At 51.7% G+C, this 21,660-nt stretch carries 21 protein-coding genes; 9 read left to right on the forward strand and 12 right to left on the reverse strand.

The window, feature by feature from the left end:
* Positions 1–132: 132 nt before the first annotated feature.
* Positions 133–1,365, reverse strand: a complete 1,233-nt coding sequence (locus tag ACIQ2T_RS02590) for a cytochrome P450 (RefSeq protein WP_397589441.1) — start codon at positions 1,363–1,365, stop codon at positions 133–135.
* Positions 1,366–1,590: 225 nt separating this feature from the next.
* On the opposite strand from ACIQ2T_RS02590, the gene ACIQ2T_RS02595 reads away from it, so the two are divergent.
* Complete coding sequence (locus ACIQ2T_RS02595; protein WP_397589442.1) at positions 1,591–2,334, forward strand: SDR family oxidoreductase; 744 nt, start codon at positions 1,591–1,593, stop codon at positions 2,332–2,334.
* Positions 2,335–2,354: 20 nt separating this feature from the next.
* Here the strand turns inward: ACIQ2T_RS02595 and ACIQ2T_RS02600 are convergent, their stop codons facing one another.
* Positions 2,355–2,927: a nuclear transport factor 2 family protein gene (locus tag ACIQ2T_RS02600; RefSeq protein WP_397583857.1), complete on the reverse strand. Its 573-nt coding sequence runs from the start codon at positions 2,925–2,927 to the stop codon at positions 2,355–2,357.
* A gap of 159 nt (positions 2,928–3,086) precedes the next feature.
* Between ACIQ2T_RS02600 and ACIQ2T_RS02605 the strand changes: the two genes are divergently transcribed.
* The 7 genes from ACIQ2T_RS02605 to ACIQ2T_RS02635 all read left to right on the forward strand — a co-directional run bounded on the left by ACIQ2T_RS02605 (position 3,087) and on the right by ACIQ2T_RS02635 (position 11,802).
* Positions 3,087–4,265 (forward strand): acyl-CoA dehydrogenase family protein, encoded by a 1,179-nt coding sequence (locus tag ACIQ2T_RS02605; RefSeq protein WP_397589443.1) that lies wholly within the window; start codon positions 3,087–3,089, stop codon positions 4,263–4,265.
* Positions 4,265–5,194 (forward strand): acyl-CoA dehydrogenase family protein, encoded by a 930-nt coding sequence (locus ACIQ2T_RS02610; RefSeq protein WP_397589444.1) that lies wholly within the window; start codon positions 4,265–4,267, stop codon positions 5,192–5,194. The genes ACIQ2T_RS02605 and ACIQ2T_RS02610 overlap by 1 nt, the downstream gene beginning before the upstream one ends.
* 1 nt (position 5,195) lies before the next feature.
* The gene (locus ACIQ2T_RS02615) at positions 5,196–5,699 is read left to right on the forward strand and encodes a MaoC family dehydratase (protein WP_397589445.1); all 504 of its coding nucleotides are present in this window, start codon (positions 5,196–5,198) and stop codon (positions 5,697–5,699) included.
* The gene (locus ACIQ2T_RS02620) at positions 5,696–9,181 is read left to right on the forward strand and encodes an indolepyruvate ferredoxin oxidoreductase family protein (protein ID WP_397589446.1); all 3,486 of its coding nucleotides are present in this window, start codon (positions 5,696–5,698) and stop codon (positions 9,179–9,181) included. The genes ACIQ2T_RS02615 and ACIQ2T_RS02620 overlap by 4 nt, the downstream gene beginning before the upstream one ends.
* Positions 9,174–9,941 carry an enoyl-CoA hydratase/isomerase family protein gene (locus ACIQ2T_RS02625; protein ID WP_397583862.1) on the forward strand — a complete coding sequence of 256 codons (768 nt, stop codon included), beginning with the start codon at positions 9,174–9,176 and terminating at the stop codon, positions 9,939–9,941. The genes ACIQ2T_RS02620 and ACIQ2T_RS02625 overlap by 8 nt, the downstream gene beginning before the upstream one ends.
* Before the next feature lie 108 nt (positions 9,942–10,049).
* Positions 10,050–11,480: an SRPBCC family protein gene (locus ACIQ2T_RS02630; RefSeq protein ID WP_397583863.1), complete on the forward strand. Its 1,431-nt coding sequence runs from the start codon at positions 10,050–10,052 to the stop codon at positions 11,478–11,480.
* Positions 11,481–11,526: 46 nt separating this feature from the next.
* Entirely contained in the window at positions 11,527–11,802 is a 276-nt protein-coding gene (locus ACIQ2T_RS02635; protein WP_397589447.1) for a hypothetical protein, read from the forward strand.
* A 287-nt stretch (positions 11,803–12,089) separates the two neighbouring features.
* Here ACIQ2T_RS02635 and ACIQ2T_RS02640 read toward each other — a convergent pair whose 3' ends face one another.
* The 10 genes from ACIQ2T_RS02640 to ACIQ2T_RS02685 form a co-directional block, all read right to left on the reverse strand.
* Positions 12,090–12,242 (reverse strand): hypothetical protein, encoded by a 153-nt coding sequence (locus ACIQ2T_RS02640; protein WP_397583422.1) that lies wholly within the window; start codon positions 12,240–12,242, stop codon positions 12,090–12,092.
* A 200-nt stretch (positions 12,243–12,442) separates the two neighbouring features.
* Positions 12,443–13,126 (reverse strand): fumarylacetoacetate hydrolase family protein, encoded by a 684-nt coding sequence (locus ACIQ2T_RS02645; RefSeq protein ID WP_397583421.1) that lies wholly within the window; start codon positions 13,124–13,126, stop codon positions 12,443–12,445.
* 23 nt (positions 13,127–13,149) lie between these two features.
* Complete coding sequence (gtdA, locus tag ACIQ2T_RS02650) at positions 13,150–14,196, reverse strand: gentisate 1,2-dioxygenase (protein ID WP_397583420.1); 1,047 nt, start codon at positions 14,194–14,196, stop codon at positions 13,150–13,152.
* A 23-nt stretch (positions 14,197–14,219) separates the two neighbouring features.
* The gene (gene maiA, locus ACIQ2T_RS02655; RefSeq protein ID WP_397583419.1) at positions 14,220–14,852 is read right to left on the reverse strand and encodes a maleylacetoacetate isomerase; all 633 of its coding nucleotides are present in this window, start codon (positions 14,850–14,852) and stop codon (positions 14,220–14,222) included.
* A 13-nt stretch (positions 14,853–14,865) separates the two neighbouring features.
* Entirely contained in the window at positions 14,866–15,342 is a 477-nt protein-coding gene (locus tag ACIQ2T_RS02660; protein WP_397583418.1) for an aromatic-ring-hydroxylating dioxygenase subunit beta, read from the reverse strand.
* Positions 15,339–16,598, reverse strand: coding sequence for an aromatic ring-hydroxylating dioxygenase subunit alpha (locus ACIQ2T_RS02665; RefSeq protein ID WP_397583417.1), 1,260 nt, complete (start codon positions 16,596–16,598; stop codon positions 15,339–15,341). The genes ACIQ2T_RS02660 and ACIQ2T_RS02665 overlap by 4 nt, the downstream gene beginning before the upstream one ends.
* A gap of 19 nt (positions 16,599–16,617) precedes the next feature.
* Positions 16,618–17,655 carry a 4-hydroxy-2-oxovalerate aldolase gene (gene dmpG / locus ACIQ2T_RS02670; protein WP_397583416.1) on the reverse strand — a complete coding sequence of 346 codons (1,038 nt, stop codon included), beginning with the start codon at positions 17,653–17,655 and terminating at the stop codon, positions 16,618–16,620.
* On the reverse strand, positions 17,652–18,596 hold the full coding sequence (locus ACIQ2T_RS02675) for an acetaldehyde dehydrogenase (acetylating) (protein ID WP_397583415.1): 945 nt from the start codon (positions 18,594–18,596) through the stop codon (positions 17,652–17,654). Before ACIQ2T_RS02675 ends, dmpG begins: the two co-directional genes overlap by 4 nt.
* Positions 18,593–19,315 (reverse strand): 2-keto-4-pentenoate hydratase, encoded by a 723-nt coding sequence (locus tag ACIQ2T_RS02680; protein WP_397583530.1) that lies wholly within the window; start codon positions 19,313–19,315, stop codon positions 18,593–18,595. Before ACIQ2T_RS02680 ends, ACIQ2T_RS02675 begins: the two co-directional genes overlap by 4 nt.
* 62 nt (positions 19,316–19,377) lie before the next feature.
* The gene (locus ACIQ2T_RS02685) at positions 19,378–20,211 is read right to left on the reverse strand and encodes an alpha/beta fold hydrolase (RefSeq protein WP_397583414.1); all 834 of its coding nucleotides are present in this window, start codon (positions 20,209–20,211) and stop codon (positions 19,378–19,380) included.
* 332 nt (positions 20,212–20,543) lie between these two features.
* On the opposite strand from ACIQ2T_RS02685, the gene ACIQ2T_RS02690 reads away from it, so the two are divergent.
* Complete coding sequence (locus ACIQ2T_RS02690; protein WP_397589448.1) at positions 20,544–21,260, forward strand: TetR/AcrR family transcriptional regulator; 717 nt, start codon at positions 20,544–20,546, stop codon at positions 21,258–21,260.
* Positions 21,261–21,660 lie beyond the last annotated feature (400 nt).

Genomic DNA, 21,660 nt, shown 5'->3' on the forward strand with positions numbered 1-21,660 from the left:
ACGTTCCCTCCCAGAAATTACTTTTCTCTTACATTATGCCTAAGACTATGACGGCCTAACCCTTGGGTTGACATATCCGGAGATGACAGCAACTTTGCCCCAGCATGATATTTGAGTTAACCATGCACCCCCTCAGGCAGGGCTAAATGCAAGCTCCAATCGGTTGGGACCGTACACGATGAACTGGGTGAGCCAAGAGACGCTTGCTTCGCCGTCCTTCAGACGTATTTCACGGGTTTTTTTGAGCATATTTGCAACAGCAATTCTCAATTCGGCACGAGCCAAAAGATTGCCGACACAAGTGTGCGGCCCCGATCCGAAAGACAAATGTCTTGATGCATTAGTGCGATCGATGTTGAACGTGTCAGGATGCTCAAACATCTTGGGATCACGGTTTGCGGCACCATAGCGGATCATAAGGAGTGAATCCTTCGCGATTGGTATTTCACCGATCATCGTATCGCACGTTGCTCGACGAAACAGCCCCGCAACGGGCGAGTCAAAGCGCAACACCTCTTCGACGAATTTTGTAATGAGGGTTGAGTTCTCCCGCAGCCTGTCCTGCAGCTCACGATCTTTCGCCAGACGATAAAGTGCCGAACACAGTGAACTCGTGGTTGTATCATGAGCACCAGCGATCAAAATAACAAATATTGAAACTAGCTCCTGCCTTGTCAGACGTTGGCCATCAACATCAGCGTGAACCATATCGCTCAGTAAGCAAGGTCGCGGATTCAGCAGAAAGTAGTCTGCTTTTTCCGAAATGTGCTGATGCAGATCGCATATAGTACGCGTAATTTCTAACTGTTCGGCAGGCGTATTGTTAGGATTTGCCTCCGCCACGACCGCGTCCGTCCACGTTCGGAACTTCTCGAAATCGTCGGAAGAAAAACCCATTTGATCTGCAATCACATATGAAGGAAGAATGGCAGCGACATCCGTATAAAAATCTCCTCCGCCTTTTCCCAAAAATTGGTCAACGATCCTGCCAACAGTTATCTCTAGAAACGCCTCCATGCGTTTCAATGCAATTGCATTGAAAGCTTTATCTACCAGTGACCGGTGAAAAGTATGGATTGGCGGGTCCGCAACGACCAGGGTGTTGACAGGTAAAAAACCGTGCTCTTCGAACACCTTATTCAAATGTTCTTGTTCGCCCGTATCTTTGACGAGCAGAAGCCCGGTGACACTGGAAAAGGTGGCAGGGTCAGCGGTGATCTGACGAATTTCATCATACCCAAAAACCATGTAGAAGCCACAGGATTCATCGAAGTAGACAGGACCATCTTTTCTCAGTTCCCGGTAAGCACCATATGGACATTTTTGCACTTCGGGGTCGAGAAAGCTTATCGTCGAATCAGTCATTAAGTTTCCTTGTTCTTATTGATACGGCGAACTTAATCATAACCGTGGTAGGCAATTACGGATATAGTTTACATTTGACTGTAGATGCACACCTCAAGATAACTTTAGATGGATGGGCGGTCTGGATTTAAGTTTTCCTGCATAGACAACTTCGGCATCATCGCAGGTCATGGCCTGCCCTGCAGCGAGGTGATAGAAGCGATCAAGTAATATGGAGTTTATGTTATGGGCCGAGTAGCTGGCAAGGTTGTTTTGATTACCGGAGCAGCGTCGGGACTTGGCGCTGCTGATGCCGCCTTATTGGCAGACGAAGGCGCAAGTGTCGTTCTGACCGATGTGAATGTCCAACTGGGCGAAAGCGTCGCATCTAAGATTCCGGGGGCAATATTCATAGCCCATGACGTTCGCGAGGAAGCCGCTTGGCAAAATGTTATTGCGCAAACGCTGAGCCATTTTGGCCGCCTTGATTGCCTTGTAAACAATGCCGGCGTCGTCAAATTTGGATCGGTTGAGGATTGCACGCTCGATGAATACCGTTTCATTAATGCGGTTATGTCCGAAGGAACCTTTCTTGGTTGTAAGACCGTAATCCCAACACTAGCTGCTAGTGGCGGGGGATCGATAATTAACATGGCGTCGATTGCAGGGATCAAGGGTATTGCTGCAGTCCCATCATATAGCGCCGCCAAGGGGGCAGTGCTCGCCCTCACTAGAAGTGTCGCCGCGCATTGTCGGGAAGTTGGTAACGGAATACGCTGTAATGCGATTATTCCTGGCTCGATACTGACCCCGATGACACAGCAGGCGTTGTTAGAAATGTCACCGGACAGTGCCAGTTTTGAAGAGCTTGAAGGTCATGGCCAAGGCAAACCGATCGACGTTGCAAATTTCCTGCTTTATTTGGCTTCAGATGAGTCAAGGCACGTTAACGGTGCGTCGCTGGTAATCGATAATGGTGAGACGGCCTGATCTGGCAATTCCATAATTATTTATAGCTTGTTTGCCCGTCCCAGCAATGCTGAGTTCAGCTCAGGCCAATTGTCCGTGCCCGGGGCCCCAATTGTCGCGTTAGCTCGATTGACACCCATTGATCCAATGTCCCAATCACCCGTGTCGGGATAATCGCGGAACCAGTCGAAGACGAGACGACGAAACGCAATGCGCCATCGGCCGTCTCTGCATTCAAACCTGTCGTGATAACGACCACCGAAAACGCTGTCGTAGTGTACGCCGTCAGCATTTGTTAGGCGATGGTGCGCATGAAGATAGGCCTCTGTGTAGGCAATGGCCCCATCCAGTGCGATCGTTACATTTCCTATTAAGTGCGCGGTATTGCCCACCCCGCCCGCTTCAAACCATCCAGAAATGGACTCCGCAAACTCCGAAGCTGTCCCGGCAAACATACCATATTCAACCGTGGCATCATCCCAGAACACCTGATGAACAATTTCGGGCACGCGACGGTCTATCCCGCGACAGTAGAGGTGAAGGCAATTTCGAATTGCACTTTCTGCTTCCAAAACCTCAATTCGGCTCCGTAGTTCACCGTCAATCATATTCATTTTTGAACCTCACTGTCACGCCATTGGATGGCTATCACGGTTAAACGTTATACTCTCATCGCTTTTGTAACATTGTTAAAGTGCCTCGCTGCGCTTGGAGACTAGAGTCTGTTCCTTACTGGACGACAAGGTGTTCCCAAACTCTGCTAAAGAAGGAGGATGAACTTTCGTAACTCGACCAACATGATTTCACTTTCCGATGCATTCCCCAAATCAAATATGCCTGGGGACGCAGAGGCACTTAGAGGCCCGGTTAGGGCATTTATCGCTGAAAAGCTCGCGGGATTGCCGGCTCATGAAAAAGCGCGCACTTGGACGGGGTTTGATGCTGAATTCAGCCGTTCTTTGGGAGAGCGCGGTTGGCTAGGCCTGACGTTGCCCGAACGTTATGGCGGCAGCGGAAAGGATGCGTTTTCACGCTTCGTTGTTGTCGAAGAACTACTTTGTGCCGGCGCGCCGATCGCGGCCCATTGGATCGGCGATCGGCAAAGTGGACCTTTATTGCTACGTTTCGGAACCGAGGCACAAAAGCAAATGTATTTGCCTGATATTTGCTTAGGAAAATCAATATATTGCATCGGAATGAGTGAGCCAAACGCTGGGTCAGACCTTGCTGCCGTGCGCACGCGAGCTGAGCCCGACGGTGATGGATGGCGCCTGTCGGGTTCAAAGATATGGACCACCTACGCACATAAATCCCACTACATGATCGCGCTCGCAAGAACCTCGGGAACCCCAGCCGATCGTCAGGCCGGTCTTTCGCAATTTATCATTGATCTTGCTCTCCCGGGAGTGACAATTAGGCCAATCCAGATGGCAACTGGGGAGTATGAGTTTTCGGAGGTGTTCTTTGATAATGTTCGTCTCGACGCTGATGCGCTTGTTGGCGAAGCCGGCAACGGCTGGGCCCAAGTGAACGCGGAACTGGCGTTCGAACGCAGTGGACCCGAGCGTATCTATTCAAGCCTCATACTTCTTAATTTATGGGCGGACCGTTTGCGGAGAAGCTCGAAGGACGCAGATGTTGTTAGGCTTGGCAAGTTTCTAGCTGACTTGGCGACGCTCCGCAGCATGTCACTGTCGGTGACTGGCCGATTGGCACAAAATCATGCACCGATCGTTGAGGCCGCATTGATCAAAGACTTGGGGACGGCATTTGAACAATCCATACCAGCCGATATTGCGGATGCGGTAGGATCTGATCCCGGTTCGCCGAATGACCAAGAACTGATGCAGACGCTTGCCTTCTTGCTTCGATTAAGCCCTGCTTTTTCCTTGCGCGGCGGGACAAGGGAAATACTCCGTGGAATGATCGCCCGCGGACTCGGACTGCGCTGATGTCAACTGACGATACACTTGCTGAACCATTCCGCCGTTTGATGGCCGACATTTGCACGCCGCAAGTTATTCGGCGTACTGGGAGTGTTTCGGAAGACGCCCTGTGGGACCTCATAGAAGATTCCGGCTTCGTTGATGCTCTGCTACCCGAAAGTCGAGGAGGCGTGGGCCTAAGTTTACCTGACGTTTTTCCTTTAATCGCAGCAACGGGTGAGTATTTGCTGCCGCTTCCCTTTGCTGAGACAATGGTAGCACGAGCATTACTAGCGGGACAGGATGCGAGCATTCCGGAGAGGGCTACAATCACACTTTGTTACAGCCCTTCGACCCTACCTGCTGAATCCGACGCTTCCTATGCTATTGTTCAAGATGGTGGTCGATGGAATTTGGTGTCGCTTCACCAAGGAAATATCGTTTGTCACGCTGACTTTAGCGTCTGTGCAGGAAAGCTTGATTTGCTCGTTGTCACGGCCGCCTTAGCGGCGGCCCGCATGTCGGGCATGATGAACAGGCTGATGGATATGTGCCTCAGTTATGCAAACGGGCGGGAACAGTTCGGCAGAACTCTTGGCAAGTTTCAAGTGGTTCAACATAATCTGGCATTGATGGCGCAGCAAGTCGCCTCTGCGAATGTCGCAGCGAGAATAGGTATGTCGAGCATAGACTTTGATCAAAACAGGGTTGCTGTTGCAAAGATTCGTGCAAGTGAAGCGGCACAACTCGTTTCCTCACAAGCCCATGCCCTTCACGGAGCCATCGGGATGACTCACGAGTTAGACCTTCACCTCTACACCCACCAGCTTCAGCAGTTGAGAATGGCATGCGGAAGCGAGCGATACTGGGCTGAAAATCTAGGTAAAGAGTATTTAAGTCAAGCAAGAGGGGGTTGCATCGATTTTGTTCGCGATGCACTTCAGGAGGTCGATTAGCATGTCATCGGGAAATGAAATCTCAGCGGTGATTGGACGTGGAAAATATTGGCAGGAGCTTGAAATCGGAACAATGGGCCGAACACTGCGACGCACTGTCACCGAGACAGATCTCGTAAATTTTGTTTCGGTGACAGGCATGTTGGAAGCAATATTTATCGATCCAAACTATCCGGGTGCTGCCATTAAGGGTCGGCTTGTTCCTGCGGCGCTAACTCAATGCCTCATAGAAGGAATGTTGTTCCAGACGGCCATTCAGGGCGTGGGCCTCGCGCTTCTCGAAATTTCCACCAAAGCTCATCATCCCGTTTTTGTAAACGACTCTATTTGGGCAGTAATCGACACGATAGAAATCAAACCCACCTCGAAAAACAATCGCGCCGTGGTGACGTCCAAAGTAGCAATTTTTAACCAGGAAAGCATCTTAGTTTTGAGCTACGTCGTCAAACGACTTGTCGCAGGCCGGGCCGATGCTGAACTTGCATCATTAGATATGCCAACATGACGAAAACGGCGGTCACTCTGGGCGACAAATATAATCAGGTTGACGGCTGCGTGTTTATGTCAGCGATTCAGGCTTTGGTGCGCCTCCCTATCGACCAAGCGCGCCGCGACCGGGCCGCGGGGTTAAATACTGCCGGCTTTGTTTCAGGATATCGCGGCTCTCCCCTTGGAACTTATGATGCGGCTCTTTGGGCGGCCCAGAAGCTACTCGATGAAAATGAAGTGACGTTCTTGCCAGCGCTTAACGAAGAATTGGCCGCTAGCAGCGTACGCGGGACACAGGAACTAAATTGGCTTGGAAAATCCAATCGTGCAGGTGTGTTTTCTCTCTGGTACGGCAAAGGAGTCGGAACAGATCGGGCTATGGAGGCCCTGAAACTTGGAAACCTAGAAGGTGCTGCTACCCATGGTGGGGTGTTGGTTCTCACCGGGGATGATCACGGCGGGAAGTCCTCCGCCAGCGCTCATCAATCCGAGCACACACTGATCGCAGCGATGATCCCCATTCTCTATCCGTCGACCTCTACGGAAATTATCGAATACGGCCTTGCGGGTTGGGAAATGTCCCGTTTCAGTGGTGCCTATGTTGCTCTGAAATGCGTTACTGATACACTCGATTTTTCATCTTCGGTGAAGCTGCCTGATCCAGAACGAGAATTCGTTCGCCCCGACGATGTTTCGAACCGTGAAGGTCTTGGCCTTCAACAGTTGCGGCCGCCGTTGGTGCAGGAAGAACTTGCGCACAACCATCGACTGCCTGCTGCTCAGGCATTTGTCCGAGCGAATGGTCTTGATCGAACCATCTTCGATTCGCAGCATCGCAATCTGGGCATTATCGCATCGGGAAAAGCCTATCTCGACGTTCGTCAGGCTCTCGACGACTTGGGCTTGAGTGAAGAACGATGCGCAGCTTTGGGCGTTCGATTGTTCAAGCCCGCGATGATTTGGCCCTTGGAGCCTGAGGCAATCACGTCGTTTGGACGCGGATGCACAGAATTGCTCGTCGTAGAAGAAAAGCGCCCAGTAATTGAAAATCAGCTCGTCAACCTGTTCTATAACTTGCCCGATAGTGAACGACCTGTCGTAACAGGAAAATCTGACGATAAAAATCAAGCACTCTTGTCATCCGTTGGCGAATTGACTCCAACGGCTGTGCGTGATGCCATCGCACAGCGGTTGGAAGCCTTGGGATTGGTCAACGACCAAACGCAGGCAAGAATTGTATACTATAAATCAGCAGTGCAAGCTGCTGCAAACATGGCAGGCGGCGGCGTAGCTAGGCCAGCGTATTATTGTTCGGGATGCCCACATAATAGGAGCACAAAATTGCCTAATGGCAGTATCGCAATAAGTGCGGTGGGATGCCATGGCCTTGCCGCCTTTATGCCGGAGCGCCGCACCCTGATGCCGATGCCTATGGGGGGAGACGGCATGCCATGGGTGGCGGCAGGCCCCTTTGTTGATACGCCGCATGTATTTCAGAACATGGGGGACGGCACCTACGCCCATTCCGGAATATTATCGATCCGAGCTGCCGTCGCCGCCAATTCAGTTATGACGTTCAAAATCCTCTATAATGATGCCGTTGCCATGACCGGTGGTCAGCCAGTCGAAGGTACGCCGTCGCCGCTCGACATTGTCCGGCAATTGCTTGCGGAGCGTGTTGATCCAGTGGTCATTGTAACTGATCAGCCCGAAGATTTTACTGGACCGAACGCCCCGCTACCAGGAGTCAGTCTGTATCATAGGGACCAATTGAATGACGTCCAAGAACGGCTCAGACTGGTAAAAGGCGTTTCAGCGATCGTCTATGTCCAGACCTGTGCCGCCGAGAAACGGCGTCGCCGCAAGCGCGGCAAATTCCACGATCCGAACAAGCGGATATTTATCAACTCTGCCGTCTGTGAGGGCTGCGGCGATTGTTCGGTACAGTCCAACTGTCTTAGTATTCAGCCGCTTGAAACCGAACTTGGACGCAAGAGAGTGATTGATCAATCTTCATGCAACAAGGATTTTAGCTGTGTAAATGGATTTTGTCCGTCCTTTGTTTCCGTTGAAGGGGCCACAATTGCCAAGAAGAGCCAAGCTCTTGCTTCTAGCATCCTAGAGAAGGTTGGGTCCCTTGCAGAGCCCAAAGTGGCCGGGCGCGACACCGTTTACAGTGTTTTAACTACTGGAATTGGCGGAACCGGTGTCCTCACCATCGGAGCGGTCTTAGGCATGGCTGCCCATTTGGACGGGCTGGGCTGCACCGTTATGGACCAAACTGGAATGGCGCAAAAAGGCGGTGCGGTTACGAGCCATTTGCGCGTTGCTCCGATGCAAGATCGTTTGCATAGCGCACGCCTTGATGTTGCAACGGCCGATTTGATTCTCGCATGCGATATGGTTGTGGCGTCGAGCACCAGCGTGCTCACGACTGCGAAAGCAGGTGTTACAACAGCTGTTCTGAATTCTGATGTAACACCAACGGGCGCATTTCAGACGAGCCGAGATTTTGATGTCGGGAGCGAAAGGCTGGACAGAGCTATCGAGAAAGCTCTTGCCGGAGGCCGCATCCATCGCATTCATGCGACCCACATCGCGAACAAATTCATCGGCGATAGTATCGCGTCCAATTTCCTTATGGTGGGCTATGCGTTGCAAATGGGGCTGCTTCCGGTTTCGCTTGGATCAGTCGAGGCGGCGATCCGACTAAACGGAACTAATGTGAACGAAAATCTGCGTGTCCTGTCGCTGGGAAGATTGCTCGCGGCGGATCCTGGGGCATTTGAGGAAACACGGGCCGGCAAGCCGAAAGGGAATAACTCATCTTCGCTTCAAGAACGCGTTGTAAGCAGCGTCAATTTGCTCACTGACTATCAGGATGAAACATATGCGGCGACATTTAAACAATATGTCTCCATGATCGCCGATATAGTTGATCACCGAGACGTCGAAGGAAGTAATGAATTTACGACTGCAATTGCATTCACCTTGGCTCGGATTATGGCGTACAAGGATGAATATGAAGTCGCTCGTCTCTACACGAGCGACGTTTTCCAAAGTGCCTTAGACGCTCAGTTCGACGGCGATTATCGACTAAAGATTTACCTTTCTCCTCCTCTTTTTGCACGCATGGACCCCGCCACCGGGCGTCCGCGAAAGATAGCAATGGGCCGCTGGGTGTTATCACTTTTCAAGATCCTACGCAGAATGCGTCGATTGCGCGGAACCACTTTCGATCCATTCGGATACACGCATGAACGACGCAAGGAGCGGCGGTTGATTTTGGATTATAGAATCTTGATGCAGGATGTCGCCTCAAAGCTGACAAGCGAAAATTTAGGAGCCGCCATTTCATTGGCTAAGGCCGCCGCTGACATTCGTGGCTTTGGTCCTGTCAAGAACGATTCATTTGAAGACTATGAGGCCCGCTTGCCAGGATTGATCGCTGCCTTTTCTGATCAGCCCGCAAGGTCAAGGGAGCCCGTCAATGTCTGATTACCAATGCCTATCGATTTCAGTCGAGGGGGCGATAGCAACACTCCGATTGACCCGGCCGGATTTGCAAAACCGCTTCGATGAAGCGTTGCATACTGAATTTCCAGCGGCTCTGTGTGAAATAAGGTGTATTCCCGATCTTGCCACATTGATCATCACTGCAGACGGAAGATCGTTTTCCGCCGGCGGAGATTTGGAAATGATGCTCAAGGCCAATATGTCAGAGGACATCCGAGATCGACTGGCAGCGGAAGCCAAGGCCATCATCGACGGAATGCTCGACCTACCCATTCCCATCATTGCGGCAGTTCAGGGGGCTGCAATTGGTCTTGGCGCAACCATTGTTGCGTGTTCGGACGTCGTAGTAGCCTGGAAAGGCGCTCGTATTGCCGATCCGCATGTTGTGCTGGGACTTGCAGCAGGAGATGGGGGCATTCTTGGATGGTCGCAGTCAATCGGAATTACGCGAGCAAAGCGATACTTGTTGACTGGACAGGCAGTTACGGGAGAACAGGGGTTCGCAATGGGCCTTGTCACCGATCTAGCGGAATCGTCGGAGGATGTTGAGCCGATGGCACTTGCATTGGCAAATACGATTGCGGGCCTTCCGAGAGGTGGGGTCCAAGGAACAAAGCGAGCCTTTTCAAGTTTGACCCGTCGACTCTATAATGAGGCATTTTTGCTTTCGCTAGCTGAAGAGATGTCCTGCCTCTCAGGTGATGAAGTTAAGTCTGCAGTGGAGCGGCTTTTGAACCGTTGATCTCTTCTAATTCATTGGCAGGCAAGGCCACCTGCGCGCGAGGTCATTTACGGTCAAGTGTATGCCTGTCATTCATACCGTTGATTTCAGCGATGACGATGGTGAACTATGGATAATACAAAAAATGAAAATGACGAATGGCGTTATGCTGAGCCGCATTCTCCAATAAGTTATGAGCCGTTTCGGCAGACGTATGAGCTGCCAAAATGGAAAGATACTAAAGGAAGGCATAAGAAGGGCGCGCCGCGCGACTTGGGCACAGCTCGACAAACGCGGAAGGATATCTACTTCTCCCGCGAAGTAATGGAGCAGGAATGGACGAAGCTTTGGTCAAAAGTGTGGCTTCATGTCGGGCATTTGTCTGACATTCCAAAACCGAATAACTTCATGAAGGTCGATCGTGGACATGAGTCAGTCTTGATTGTTCGCGGCGATGGGGACAACATCCGCGGGATGTATAATGTCTGTCAGCACCGCGGTGCGAGGTTGGTCATGCAGGACTATGGGAGCACGAAGAAGTTCGTATGCCCGTTCCACAATTGGGAATATTCTAATACCGGCGATCTTCTGAAAATTCAGGATCAGGAATCGTTTCGCGAAGAAGCGATCTGTCACAATCTTGATTTACCAACAGTCCGCACGTCAGTGTGGCGTGGTTGGATTTTCATCTGCCTCGATGACGAAGTCGCTCCGCTAGAAGAATTTCTGGGGCCGGAATTTATCGCCTGTACAAAGGCTTATGATTTTGAAAAAGCATTGCGGATTCGCGATGTTCAACAGGAATGGCCCGCGAACTGGAAAACGGCGCATGAAGCATTTGTTGAAGGCTATCATGTTCAGGCAACCCATCCACAACTTTATTCGGCGGTGGATGCTTATCATGCGCAAACTGATCTTTACGACAATGGCCATGCCTTAAGCGTTTATCAGTTCATGAGCCCAAGTCCGCAATATCTTAATAAGCTACCGAACGAGCTCGCTGAGGAACACAAGATATTTTTGCGAGAGGCCGGTATACCCGAAGACCAATGGCCGGAGCACTGGAGCGAAGTGCCGGCTGCCATCATCGCAGCGAAACTGAAAAAGACCAACTATGTCATCGACTATTCCAAGTTCACAGAGGGCCAGCTGGTAGACGATTGGGGGGTCGGCATTTTTCCAACGACCGAAACTTTTCTTCATCCTGAAGGCTTTTTCATTCAACAATGGCTGCCCCATCCGACGGAACCTGAGAAATGCATTTATCAGGTTCAGGTTTATGCAATCCCAGGAATTGGCGAACTGCCCTCGTTCATGGCAATTGAAGACGCAGATATGTCCGGCAAGAAAGTATTGCCACGGACCTATGCGGACCCGTCCGATATAGATGTTTCTGGTCCAGTGGTAAAACAGGACCGCGTGCTCGTTCCTCGTGTCCAAAGCGGGTTGCATTCGAAAGGCTACAAAGGTGCTGTTTATAGCGATCAGGAAATTCGCATCCGTCACTTTTTTGCGGAGTATTTCACGTATCTAGACGATTGCGATAAAAAAGTCGTCTAAAAACAGATATTTTTCACTACGTAGTTCATTCCCAATGATTTGGAATTTGACTTGGTCAACTCTGCCGAAGATTGCCCCCGTCACTGTTTTGTCAACAGCAAGCGTGGTCACAGCAGCCTGGTGTTCATCGTCCAAGACCGCCGAGGCACTGCCCCACGCCTTGGAGGCTACACTGGACCGGTCCCGTGCCTGCAAATCTGTCCGCAACCTGTTGGGTGAGGATCTCTTTGAGATATTCTACGAAGTAAAGGATTATGAGCTATTCAATTACCAATCGGTGTTGAGTAGTTGGGAGTGCGAGCATCCGTTGCTTCGGGTGTGATGTCCGATCCGTACAACGAAAGTTACTATTTGGCTTAGCGGGCGATTATCGGACCAGCTCGCCACTTGCGGGGCTATCAAGGCCGGCATCTTAATCATTTTCGCTGGCTTACCTGGACTTCAGTGGCGCTTGCATGGGCTAAGGCAGGTAAGCTGCCTTCAACACCTTTGAACAAGCGTCTGCATTATCACATTTCTATTCTACAGCAGACAGTCCGCTCTTAGCTAACTTTCCCCTAAAAGCAGATGGTCCAGAAACGGCCCACTTCCAGCCATTTGCGATGACCTTTAAAGATCACGGCTTTCGGGATTTTCTTGGTGCGCTTTGAACGTCGTCAATTGGGCCGGGAGCAGACCGTCTGCTGCTGAGCGTGGATCGATGAGTAGCTGCCGTTCAAGCCAGTCAGTACGCTTGGCTACTGTCACTAACACACCGATCATTTGCATTCTCAAATGGGTCAGTTGCAAATTGCCGTCGGTTCGTCACGTGAACTTGGCTTCGAGCGTCTCTCTCGCAAACGTGGAGCCACTTGTCGAACCATCTCCTGTTCGTCGTAAGAACAGGTGAGTGTTATGGCCTGCTCGCCAAAAACGTGGAGTAACTCAGGGCGACATGCAAAATGCAGGGCACCCGCATTTTTCTATTTCGCAATGAAGACCTCCAGGGATGTCAGGCCGTCTATGTGACCGACCAAATGATCGCCTCTTAATACCGGGCCCACACCCTCTGGGGTTCCTGTGAAAATCAGGTCACCTGGTACCAGTTCGCAATATGTCGACAGATCTCCGATTACTTCGGCCACATTCCAGATCAGCAGCGAAACGTCGCTTTCTTGACGCGTTTCGCCGTTCACTGTGAGGCTAATTTCACCGCTCTGGATTAGACCGGTTTCCGATACAGGGGAGATTTTTCCACAAGGTGCCGATTGATCGAACCCTTTGCCCATGTCCCATGGCCGCCCCGACTTGCGTGCCTCCATCTGGAGATCCCTGCGGGTCATATCGAGGCCGACGGCATATCCAAAAACGTGATCGGACGCGTGATCCGGCGGAATGTTTTTCCCACCCTTTCCGATTGCGACAACCAGTTCGATCTCATGTTGGAAATCAGACGTACGCGGCGGATAGTCTAAAGTACTGCCGCTCGGCACGATATTGTCCGCAGGCTTCATGAAGAAGAACGGCGCCTCTCGATCAGGGTCCATACCCATTTCGATTGCGTGTGCACGATAGTTTCTACCAACGCAGTAGACCCGTCTCACCGGGAATTCTCCACCGTTCGTAACGCCGACAGTCACCTGCGTGGGTGCTTTTACATGTTTCATCGATTTCTCCCTGAGATATTCATCTAGTCAACACTGCGTTCCTCACGCCACAGTCCAAGCGCCTGCTGAACGGGCCGGTCGGAAAAACTGAACAAAATTGCGCCGCCCTCACTACAGTGCTCCTGCCAAGCCCAACTTGGAGCCACAAAAATATCCCGCGGTTTCCAAGTTATTTTGCGGCCGCCGATCGTGCTTTCGCCTGTGCCTTCTACAACCGAATAGACCGTACTGTCAGTGGAGCGGTACCAACGGCTCTGAAATCCGGCCGGCAACATTTGGATGAAAGTTCCGATAGTTGGCATTGGTGAACCACCGGTTGCGGGGTTTACATAACGCAGCTTGTGGCCATGGAAGGCGTCGACTTCACCGTTTCGCGAAACTGTTTCCAAAGATTCCCGCGTGCGCACATACGGATAGTTCAGAACTGGAGAATTCTTGGTGTCGGGTTTCCAGTCAATCGGCAAGAGGTTCCCCGCGTAGCGCGCCGATGCATCACCTTCCGGGCGAGACAGCGACTGGGAGTCGGTGTCACCTGTCTCAGCAAACCCGGCATCAAGGAACTGGACCAACGGAATGTCCAGTCCATCAAGCCAGACCATTGGTTCTTTGCTGTCATTGCCATGATCATGCCAAGTCCAGTTGGGAGTGAGAACAAAATCGCCGGGGTGCATAGTTGTCCGCTCGCCGGCAACCGCTGTGTACGCTCCGTTGCCTTCGACAATAAAGCGCAGCGCACATTGAGTGTGACGATGCGCTGGAGCAACTTCACCGGGAAGAATGAGTTGAAGCCCCGCGTAAAGCGAATGCGTGATTGAAGCTTTGCCGCGCAGGCCCGGATTTTCAAGGATAAGAACCCGGCGCTCGGCCTGCTTGGCCGTGATCAGTCGCCCTGCTTCCATCAGCCGCGGTCGAACAACATTGTCATAATCCCAATGTGCAACTTGCACGGGGGTGGTTGGCGACTTAGGAACCAATGTATGGAGACTCTCCCATAACGGCGCCATGCCTTGAAGGTCCAATTGTCCATAGAATTCGGCCATTCTTGCGGCATCGCTGGTTGGTGTAGACATGTTATACTCCTGGAAAAGTCGGCTCACGAGTTTGGCTGAACAGGTGCAGCGCGGACAAAAGCCGGAAGGGCTGACGCGCGGGCACTGATCTCTAAGAGCCGTGGATAAGCAGCCATGTCGATATTGTAACGGCGCGCGTTAAAAAATTGAGGAACAAGGCAAATATCGGCAAGGCTGATATTATCTCCTGCCGCAAATTGGCGCTCTGGCTGTGATTGAAAGATGGTCTCTAGAGCCGAAAAACCCGCGTGTACCCAATGTTCATACCAGCGATTTCGAACCTGCTCGCTTTGCCCCATCTCATCTTCAAGATATTCCAGAACGCGCAGATTATTGAGGGGGTGAATGTCGCAGGCGATTGCCAACGCCATCGCCTGCACAGCGGCACGTTCGGCCGGATCTGACGGGATGAGTTGTGGCCCGGGATAGCGACCATCAATATATTCAATTATCGCGATGCTCTGGGAGAGCTTCAGACCATCAATCTCCAGGCAGGGAACAAGCCCTGCCGGATTTAGCTCCAGAAAAACTGAACTCCGCTGCTCTCCTTCACGTAGGGAATAGCTCTTGGTCTTATACTCTACACCCTTCAGGTTGAGCGCGATGCGCACTCTAAAACTGGCCGAAGACAATGCGAACTCGTGGAGAATAACCATAAAGTTCGATCAATCAAATAGGATAGATCAGGGAGTTCGGAATGAGCTCACTGTCAAAAACGCAGAGTTTTTCCTGAAATTTGAGTCCACGAGATCCAACTTGGATGATATCAATATATCGGCCTGCGTTGTAAACTTCGGTCAACTGATCGCGTTTCGTCCGCAGCACGAGATAGTTTGCCTCTACGCTGAGCAAATCACCGTCCTGCGATTTGACGAGGGGCAAACCGATTATATGCCTCTGATAGTAGGGTGCATGGAATACGGTACTGGTCACGCCGTATATGCGGTCGCGCAGGCCAGCAACGCCTTTAAGGGACATACTGGCCAGGGGCCTGCCAGCATCATAATTTTCTCTGGGAATTACCTTATAAACGCAATTGTCAGTAAAAAATTCTACCCAGTCGTCAAACCGTTCTTCGTCAATACTTGCTGCATAACTTGCATAAAGTGAAATGATATCGTTGAGAGATGGTTTTGTTATGGTCATATGCCCATCACCTTACGCCAATATTTGTACATCCCCCGGATCAGGGTCTCGGTGACCATGTGATTAGTATTTTCAACACCAGTTCCGTCAAGTTCGCACAGGGTCGAAAATGCAGGGTCCTGGTCCAAGCCTTCCTGACTAAACTCGATTACTTCACCGTCGTCAGCCGATACGAAACCCGCCGGACCAAACAGGTTTGCTTGATGCATTCGGCGGTCAGTCATTTCCTGACTGTCTTCTTCAAATCCGAAATGTGTCCAGACGAAATCGAACTTATTCGGACCATCTGGAATTATCTGGCGGGTCGAAAGTGAATTGACCTGCTGCTGGAAGATTATGCTTGGGAAAATCGTTGTCATAGCCACAGTCGGCCCTTTCCACCATGGCTCCTGCACGATATCGAGCAGGGACATGTCGTGAAGCTTCATGTTTTTACGAAAGCTGGTTACGCCTTCTGTGATAGTGAGGTCGATTGTCTCGCTGCGTTTAGAGATCATGCAGGCGTTGCGGCCATGTTCATCCAAGACCAGCATCGACTCATTGTCAGCCCGCCACAGCCCGAATGTTACGAACCATGTGTGGAGCAATCCTGGATGATAAGGATCCTTGATGTTCTCCATCATCAACTTCCAGTTTCCTGGAATCCGCTGCCTTGAATAGCCTTGAACAACGAGTTTTCGGCCATCGAAAGTGCGGTCAAAATAGGGCAGGACTGCGGGACCGATGTAGTCCTCCAAGGCTTCCACATCGTGGTCAAAGCATGCGAAGACGACCCCGCCTCTTGTGGCTACCTTGAGGCGGTTGAGGCCGTGCTCATCCAACTTGAAGTCTTCTGGCATCCCGCCATTTCCCTTGACGCCGCGCTGGAAGGGTACACCAAGGAGCTTGCCGTCATAGTTGTAGTTCCACTGATGATATGGACACACCAAGGTTTTAACTTTGCCGAACTTCTCTTGGCAGAAGCGCATCGCTCGATGAGCGCAGCGATTTTCCAGAACATTGACTTCGCCCTTACGGTTGCGAACCATAATGACCGACCGTTCGCCGATTGACGTGCGCTTGAAGTTCCCTGGTTCGGGAACTTCAGCCTCAAGACCGACATAGCACCAGTGAGGGCCATAAAAGATTCGGTCCAATTCACGCCGATACACGTCAGGATCGGTATACACTTTCGATGGAATCCGGCTGGAGCCTTCTTCGGGCCAGATATCGGACAACGCTAAGTCGTCCGCGTGCAGTGTCTCTGCAGAGTTCATCTCGGCTTCTCCCTAGTCTTCAATCTTCGCGAGATTTCATGCCCGCCAAGTCGAGTGCGATATCGACAATCATGTCCTCTTGTCCGCCCACCATCTTTCGGCGACCTGCCTCGACAAGGATCGAGCGGGTATCGACACCATAATCTGCTGAGGCCTTCTCGGCATGGCGAAGAAAGCTGGAATAGACTCCGGCATAGCCCAAAGTGAGAGTTTCACGGTCAACTCGAACTGGGCGGTCCTGCAGTGGCCGGACAAGGTCTTCTGCGGCATCCATCAGCGCGTATAGATCGCAACCGTGATTCCAGCCGTAGCGGTCAGCCGCCGCTATGAAGACTTCCAGCGGAGCGTTTCCGGCGCCAGCCCCCATTCCTGCAAGGCTTGCATCGACACGGACCGCGCCATTTTGCACGGCAACGATCGAATTCGCGACGCTTAGCGATAGATTGTGATGCGCATGCACCCCGCGTTGCGTTTCAGGTCGAAGAACTCGGTCATAGGCCTGCAATCGCGCGGCATATTCCTCCATGTTCATGGCACCACCGCTGTCGGTGACATAGACGCAATGTGCGCCATATTCCTCCATCAGCTTCGCCTGCTGCGCGAGCGGTTCCGGTTCGGACATGTGGCTCATCATCAAGAAACCCGAAACGTCCATGCCCAGATTCCGCGCGGCCTCAATATGCTGCCTGCTTACATCTGCTTCGGTGCAATGCGTGGCTATCCGAACAGAGCGCACGCCCATTTCGCTGGCATGCCTTAGATCATGAACAGTGCCGATACCCGGCAGCAGGAGAGTGGTCAGGACCGAATGTTTCAGAACCTCGGCCACTGCGCCGATCCAGTCCCAATCTGTGTGAGCGCCAAAGCCGTAGTTGAAACTGGAACCCTGAAGACCATCGCCGTGGGCAACCTCTATGGCATCAACCTTGGCGGCATCAAGCGCGCGCGCAATCGACTTAACATGTTCGAGCCCATATTGGTGGCGGATAGCATGCATTCCATCACGGAGAGTCACGTCCTGGATGTACAGCTTCTGTTTCTTGGGATCGAAGCTCATAAGGCCACTCCTCCAGCCATTCGCTGGGCAATCTTTTCGGCGGTTCTTAAGGCTGCAGAGGTCATGATATCGAGATTGCCGGCATAGGCGGGCAGGTAGTGAGCGGCGCCCTCGACTTCGAGAAACACGCTGACTTTCAATCCGGTGAATTCACCGCCCATTTCGGGGATATTAAGTGGGCGGTTCGAACCGATATTATCGAACTGGACAGCTTGTTTCAGCCGGTAACCGGGGACATAGGCGTGAACCTCGGCCACCATGTGTTCTATGCTATGCCTGACCGCGTCCTGGTCTGCATCTTCGCAAAGGCAGTAGACGGTGTCGCGCATAATTAGCGGCGGTTCGGCGGGGTTGAGCACGATTATTGCTTTGCCGCGGGTCGCCCCACCGACATCGACGATGGCCTGGCTGGTTGTTTCTGTAAATTCATCAATATTTGCACGCGTGCCCGGGCCAGCGCTCTTTGACGCGATAGAGGCGACAATCTCTCCGTAATGTACCTTCGCCACACGGTTCACTGCATGGACGATGGGAATGGTCGCCTGTCCGCCGCATGTGACCATGTTCACGTTTAGGGCGTCGAGATTGCTCTCCCCATTGACCGAGGGGATCGTGTAGGGACCAATGGCAGCCGGTGTGAGGTCGATGACCCGCTTGCCATGCGCGGTCAGCAACTCACTATGGCGCTTGTGTGCGCCTGCAGAAGTGGCATCAAATACGATAGCAATGTCACCGAATTCGGGCATTTCCAGCAGACCGTCTATGCCGCCCGCTGTTGTCGCAACTCCCATCCGGCCAGCACGAGCTAGCCCATCTGAAGACGGATCGATTCCGACCATCGCGCTCATTTCCAGCGATTGGGAAAGGCGCATCACCTTGATCATCAGGTCAGTACCGATGTTGCCTGAGCCAATGATCGCAACCTTGGTTTTGTCGCTCAAGCCCCGCCTCCAAATTTAAAGCTGCACTCACCAATGCCGGTCACAATTGCGCGGACCTCATCTCCCGGATTTAGGGTCACCATCGGCCCGAGCGCACCTGCAAGCAGAATGTCTCCTCGCTTCAGGTGCGCCCCACGCTGCGCCAGCGTCGAAGCAAGCCAGGCTGCGGCGTTAATCGGATTTCCAAGAGCGGCGGCTCCGCTTCCAGTTGACGCCACATTTCCATTGACCAGCATTGTCATGGCTGCGCCCTCCAGATCCAGGCCGGGAAGCGGCCTGCCCAGGTCTGCCAGAACGAAGAACGCAGACGAACCGTTGTCTGCAACGGTGTCGGCAAATGTGATTTTCCAATCGGCTATGCGGGAATCGACAACCTCAATTGCTGCATGTACTGTAGCAATTGCTTCAGCGACCATGCTCGATGTCGTTTCCGGGTGTAGAAGGTCTGCTCCCAACACAAAGGCGATTTCTGCTTCAGCTTTGGGTTGCAGCGTTCGTGCGGGATCCAGAGTGCCGCCATCAGCCACTTGCATGTCATCGAACAGCACGCCAAAATCAGGTTGGTCTACTCCAAGCTGCTGCTGCACCACCTTTGCGGTCAGCCCGACCTTGCGGCCCACAATGCACCGACCACTGGCTTGCCAAAAGCGTGTATTTATGTCCTGAATTCTATAAGCGCGATTGGAATCCCTCGGGTCAAGCCCATCACGCAGCGGCATTACCGCTTTGCCGGAGTAGGCATCACGCAATCTTCGCGCGAGTTGCTCGGGCGAAATCACAATCAGACTTTCTTGCCAAAGAACCGCAAGGTCAATTCGCAAAACATATCCGGGTACTCGATCATCACCCAATGCCCACAATTAGGAAAGATGGCACCCGCCGCTTGTGGGATTATGAGCGTCTGCTCAAAAACCTTTTCAATACGAACCATAACGTCGTTTTTACCGCCCACCGTCAAAACCGGCATTTCAAGGGAGCTGAGCTGCTCGGACGAATAGCAGAGGCCATTCTGAAACGCCCAAGCCATCGTCGCTTTGTAAGCAGCGGCAGTCGTGGGGCGCAATGTCGCCTGATGTCGGTATTTGACGATCTCTTCGGACGGCTTGTAGCTAAAGGTCAAAGCAGCAATTATCTTACGCATTCCCTCCTCAGTGCCATCATAGGCCATGACCGGCGCAAGGTCGCCTCGGCTAGCAATCATGTCTTCTTGTGTAATGTTGATCGCAGAGCCCATGAGCACCAGTTTGGACACCAGATGCGGAGCCTTTAGCGCTGCACCACAAGCGGTCGTGCCGCCCATGCTATTGCCGATCAGGCAGATATTCGAGAGACCCATCGCCTCAATGAAACTGATAAGGTGATTGGTCCGCGCTTCTTGCGTATACTCGAATTCAGCCGGGTCTGGCGCATCCGTTAGTCCGAAGCCTACCATGTCATAGGCAATGACCCGCATATGCTTTGCAAAAATCGGGAAATTAGTTTCAAAGTTAGAGCGACCGTCCGCACCAGCACCACCGCCGTGGACTAATATAAGTGGCTCGCCCTCTCCCTGTTCAACATAATGTGTCCGGATTCCGTTGCAATCGATGAATTTGCTCTCGAACTGCTCAAACATGGCTTCTCCCACTCCATTTAAACCGAACATTTTGTTCCGGCATTAAAGAGACCCGAAAGCTTGCACCGGGCAGCTGTCGTTCCTCAGATTTATCCGTTTGGGTAACCCCGACCGAAACTATCGCTTCGTGTGCGGCGCTCCGCAATTCCGTTGTACGGAATAGCGACTCCCGACTTGGTACTTGGAGGGCGTCATAACGTCATGTAGTGCAATCGGCAACATTATTTGTTCATTCAAATAGGATTTTCAAAAAGTATCTGTCGATAGTGTCACTTGTCGCACCAGGGTGCGTAAGCTAATCGAAGCTCTATCTAGGGAGCTGTGCATTGCACATGAGTCGGAAGGTTTATGGATTGAAAAGGGTTTCCCCAGTTGGTCCGTCAAACGACGCAGTCGATTTTGATTTTATCAGCATTTTGGACTTTGCAATTCAATTTAAGGGCTTGCAAAAAAGGTCGCAAGAAAGCCGTACGCGTATCGTGACGGTCGCTCGCGAGGCTTTTATGGCGCGAGGGTATTCAGAAGTGTCCACTCATGACATCTCTGCTGAAGCTGGTGTCACGCAAGGACTGATAACTTATCATTTCAAAAGCAAGCAAGGCCTCTGGCAAGCCGCAATGGACCGGGTTTTCGGTGAGTTCCGTAACAATTTGGCATCACGCATCCGCTCTCTTCGAGGTGCCGACGAGCGGACGTTCATGACCGAAATTGTCCGACACCTGATTAATCTAGAGCGGCAATACCCGTTTATTATGCGTTTCATGGTAGTGAGTGCGAAAGAGGCGGATTCACATCTCATTTGGCTAATCAAACGTCATATTCAGCCAATTTACGATGTACTTACACACCTTTTTGAGGTCGCGCAGCATCATGGAATTATGCGCCAACTCCCAGTCACAAACGCTTATTATGTTCTGCTCGCTGCAGGAACAGTTTTCTCCCTTGGAGACGAAATCTCAATTGTCGCAGGTCAAGATACAAACTCGGATTCGTTCTCGGATGCCCAAGCAGAGTGCCTGATTACCATGTTGTTGACAGATCCAACCTAACGAGATCGCTACATCGGACTCCGGGTGACGAGGCGTTTAAGACGATATTGAACTTGATTATCACTTCGCAGTATCAAATGCACAGTTCGAGCAAGGAATCTATCACTCTGAAAATTAGATAAAAAAATTTGGGTTGCGATGCGAGCCGAACTGCAGACTGGATATTATCTCGCTTGGTAGAGGTCGGAAAATTTAGTTGTCTCTAATGGACATCGGAACAACACATTCCGATTACGAATCGTCGTGCAGCTCATCTTTCAACCAAGCACAGACCTTGAGCCCTTGACCAGAATCAACCATGAATTTGCGCACTTTATACGTTGACAGTCCGCTTTCATGTTTCCGCAAATCCAGCCAAACGACATAAAATCAAACGTTTGAAGCTTTTAGTGCAAATACT

This window comes from Sphingorhabdus sp. (assembly GCF_044357595.1).
Lineage (GTDB): Bacteria > Pseudomonadota > Alphaproteobacteria > Sphingomonadales > Sphingomonadaceae > Sphingorhabdus_B.

Bases quoted from the DNA above. Each gene is read 5' to 3' on its own strand.
- ACIQ2T_RS02590 (WP_397589441.1), bottom strand. From the start codon at position 1,365: ATGACTGATTCGACGATAAGCTTTCTCGACCCCGAAGTGCAAAAATGT.
- ACIQ2T_RS02595 (WP_397589442.1), top strand. From the start codon at position 1,591: ATGGGCCGAGTAGCTGGCAAGGTTGTTTTGATTACCGGAGCAGCGTCG.
- ACIQ2T_RS02600 (WP_397583857.1), bottom strand. From the start codon at position 2,927: ATGAATATGATTGACGGTGAACTACGGAGCCGAATTGAGGTTTTGGAA.
- ACIQ2T_RS02605 (WP_397589443.1), top strand. From the start codon at position 3,087: ATGAACTTTCGTAACTCGACCAACATGATTTCACTTTCCGATGCATTC.
- ACIQ2T_RS02610 (WP_397589444.1), top strand. From the start codon at position 4,265: ATGTCAACTGACGATACACTTGCTGAACCATTCCGCCGTTTGATGGCC.
- ACIQ2T_RS02615 (WP_397589445.1), top strand. From the start codon at position 5,196: ATGTCATCGGGAAATGAAATCTCAGCGGTGATTGGACGTGGAAAATAT.
- ACIQ2T_RS02620 (WP_397589446.1), top strand. From the start codon at position 5,696: ATGACGAAAACGGCGGTCACTCTGGGCGACAAATATAATCAGGTTGAC.
- ACIQ2T_RS02625 (WP_397583862.1), top strand. From the start codon at position 9,174: ATGTCTGATTACCAATGCCTATCGATTTCAGTCGAGGGGGCGATAGCA.
- ACIQ2T_RS02630 (WP_397583863.1), top strand. From the start codon at position 10,050: ATGGATAATACAAAAAATGAAAATGACGAATGGCGTTATGCTGAGCCG.
- ACIQ2T_RS02640 (WP_397583422.1), bottom strand. From the start codon at position 12,242: ATGATCGGTGTGTTAGTGACAGTAGCCAAGCGTACTGACTGGCTTGAA.
- ACIQ2T_RS02645 (WP_397583421.1), bottom strand. From the start codon at position 13,126: ATGAAACATGTAAAAGCACCCACGCAGGTGACTGTCGGCGTTACGAAC.
- gtdA (WP_397583420.1), bottom strand. From the start codon at position 14,196: ATGTCTACACCAACCAGCGATGCCGCAAGAATGGCCGAATTCTATGGA.
- maiA (WP_397583419.1), bottom strand. From the start codon at position 14,852: ATGGTTATTCTCCACGAGTTCGCATTGTCTTCGGCCAGTTTTAGAGTG.
- ACIQ2T_RS02660 (WP_397583418.1), bottom strand. From the start codon at position 15,342: ATGACCATAACAAAACCATCTCTCAACGATATCATTTCACTTTATGCA.
- ACIQ2T_RS02665 (WP_397583417.1), bottom strand. From the start codon at position 16,598: ATGAACTCTGCAGAGACACTGCACGCGGACGACTTAGCGTTGTCCGAT.
- dmpG (WP_397583416.1), bottom strand. From the start codon at position 17,655: ATGAGCTTCGATCCCAAGAAACAGAAGCTGTACATCCAGGACGTGACT.
- ACIQ2T_RS02680 (WP_397583530.1), bottom strand. From the start codon at position 19,315: ATGCCGCTGCGTGATGGGCTTGACCCGAGGGATTCCAATCGCGCTTAT.
- ACIQ2T_RS02685 (WP_397583414.1), bottom strand. From the start codon at position 20,211: ATGTTTGAGCAGTTCGAGAGCAAATTCATCGATTGCAACGGAATCCGG.
- ACIQ2T_RS02690 (WP_397589448.1), top strand. From the start codon at position 20,544: ATGAGTCGGAAGGTTTATGGATTGAAAAGGGTTTCCCCAGTTGGTCCG.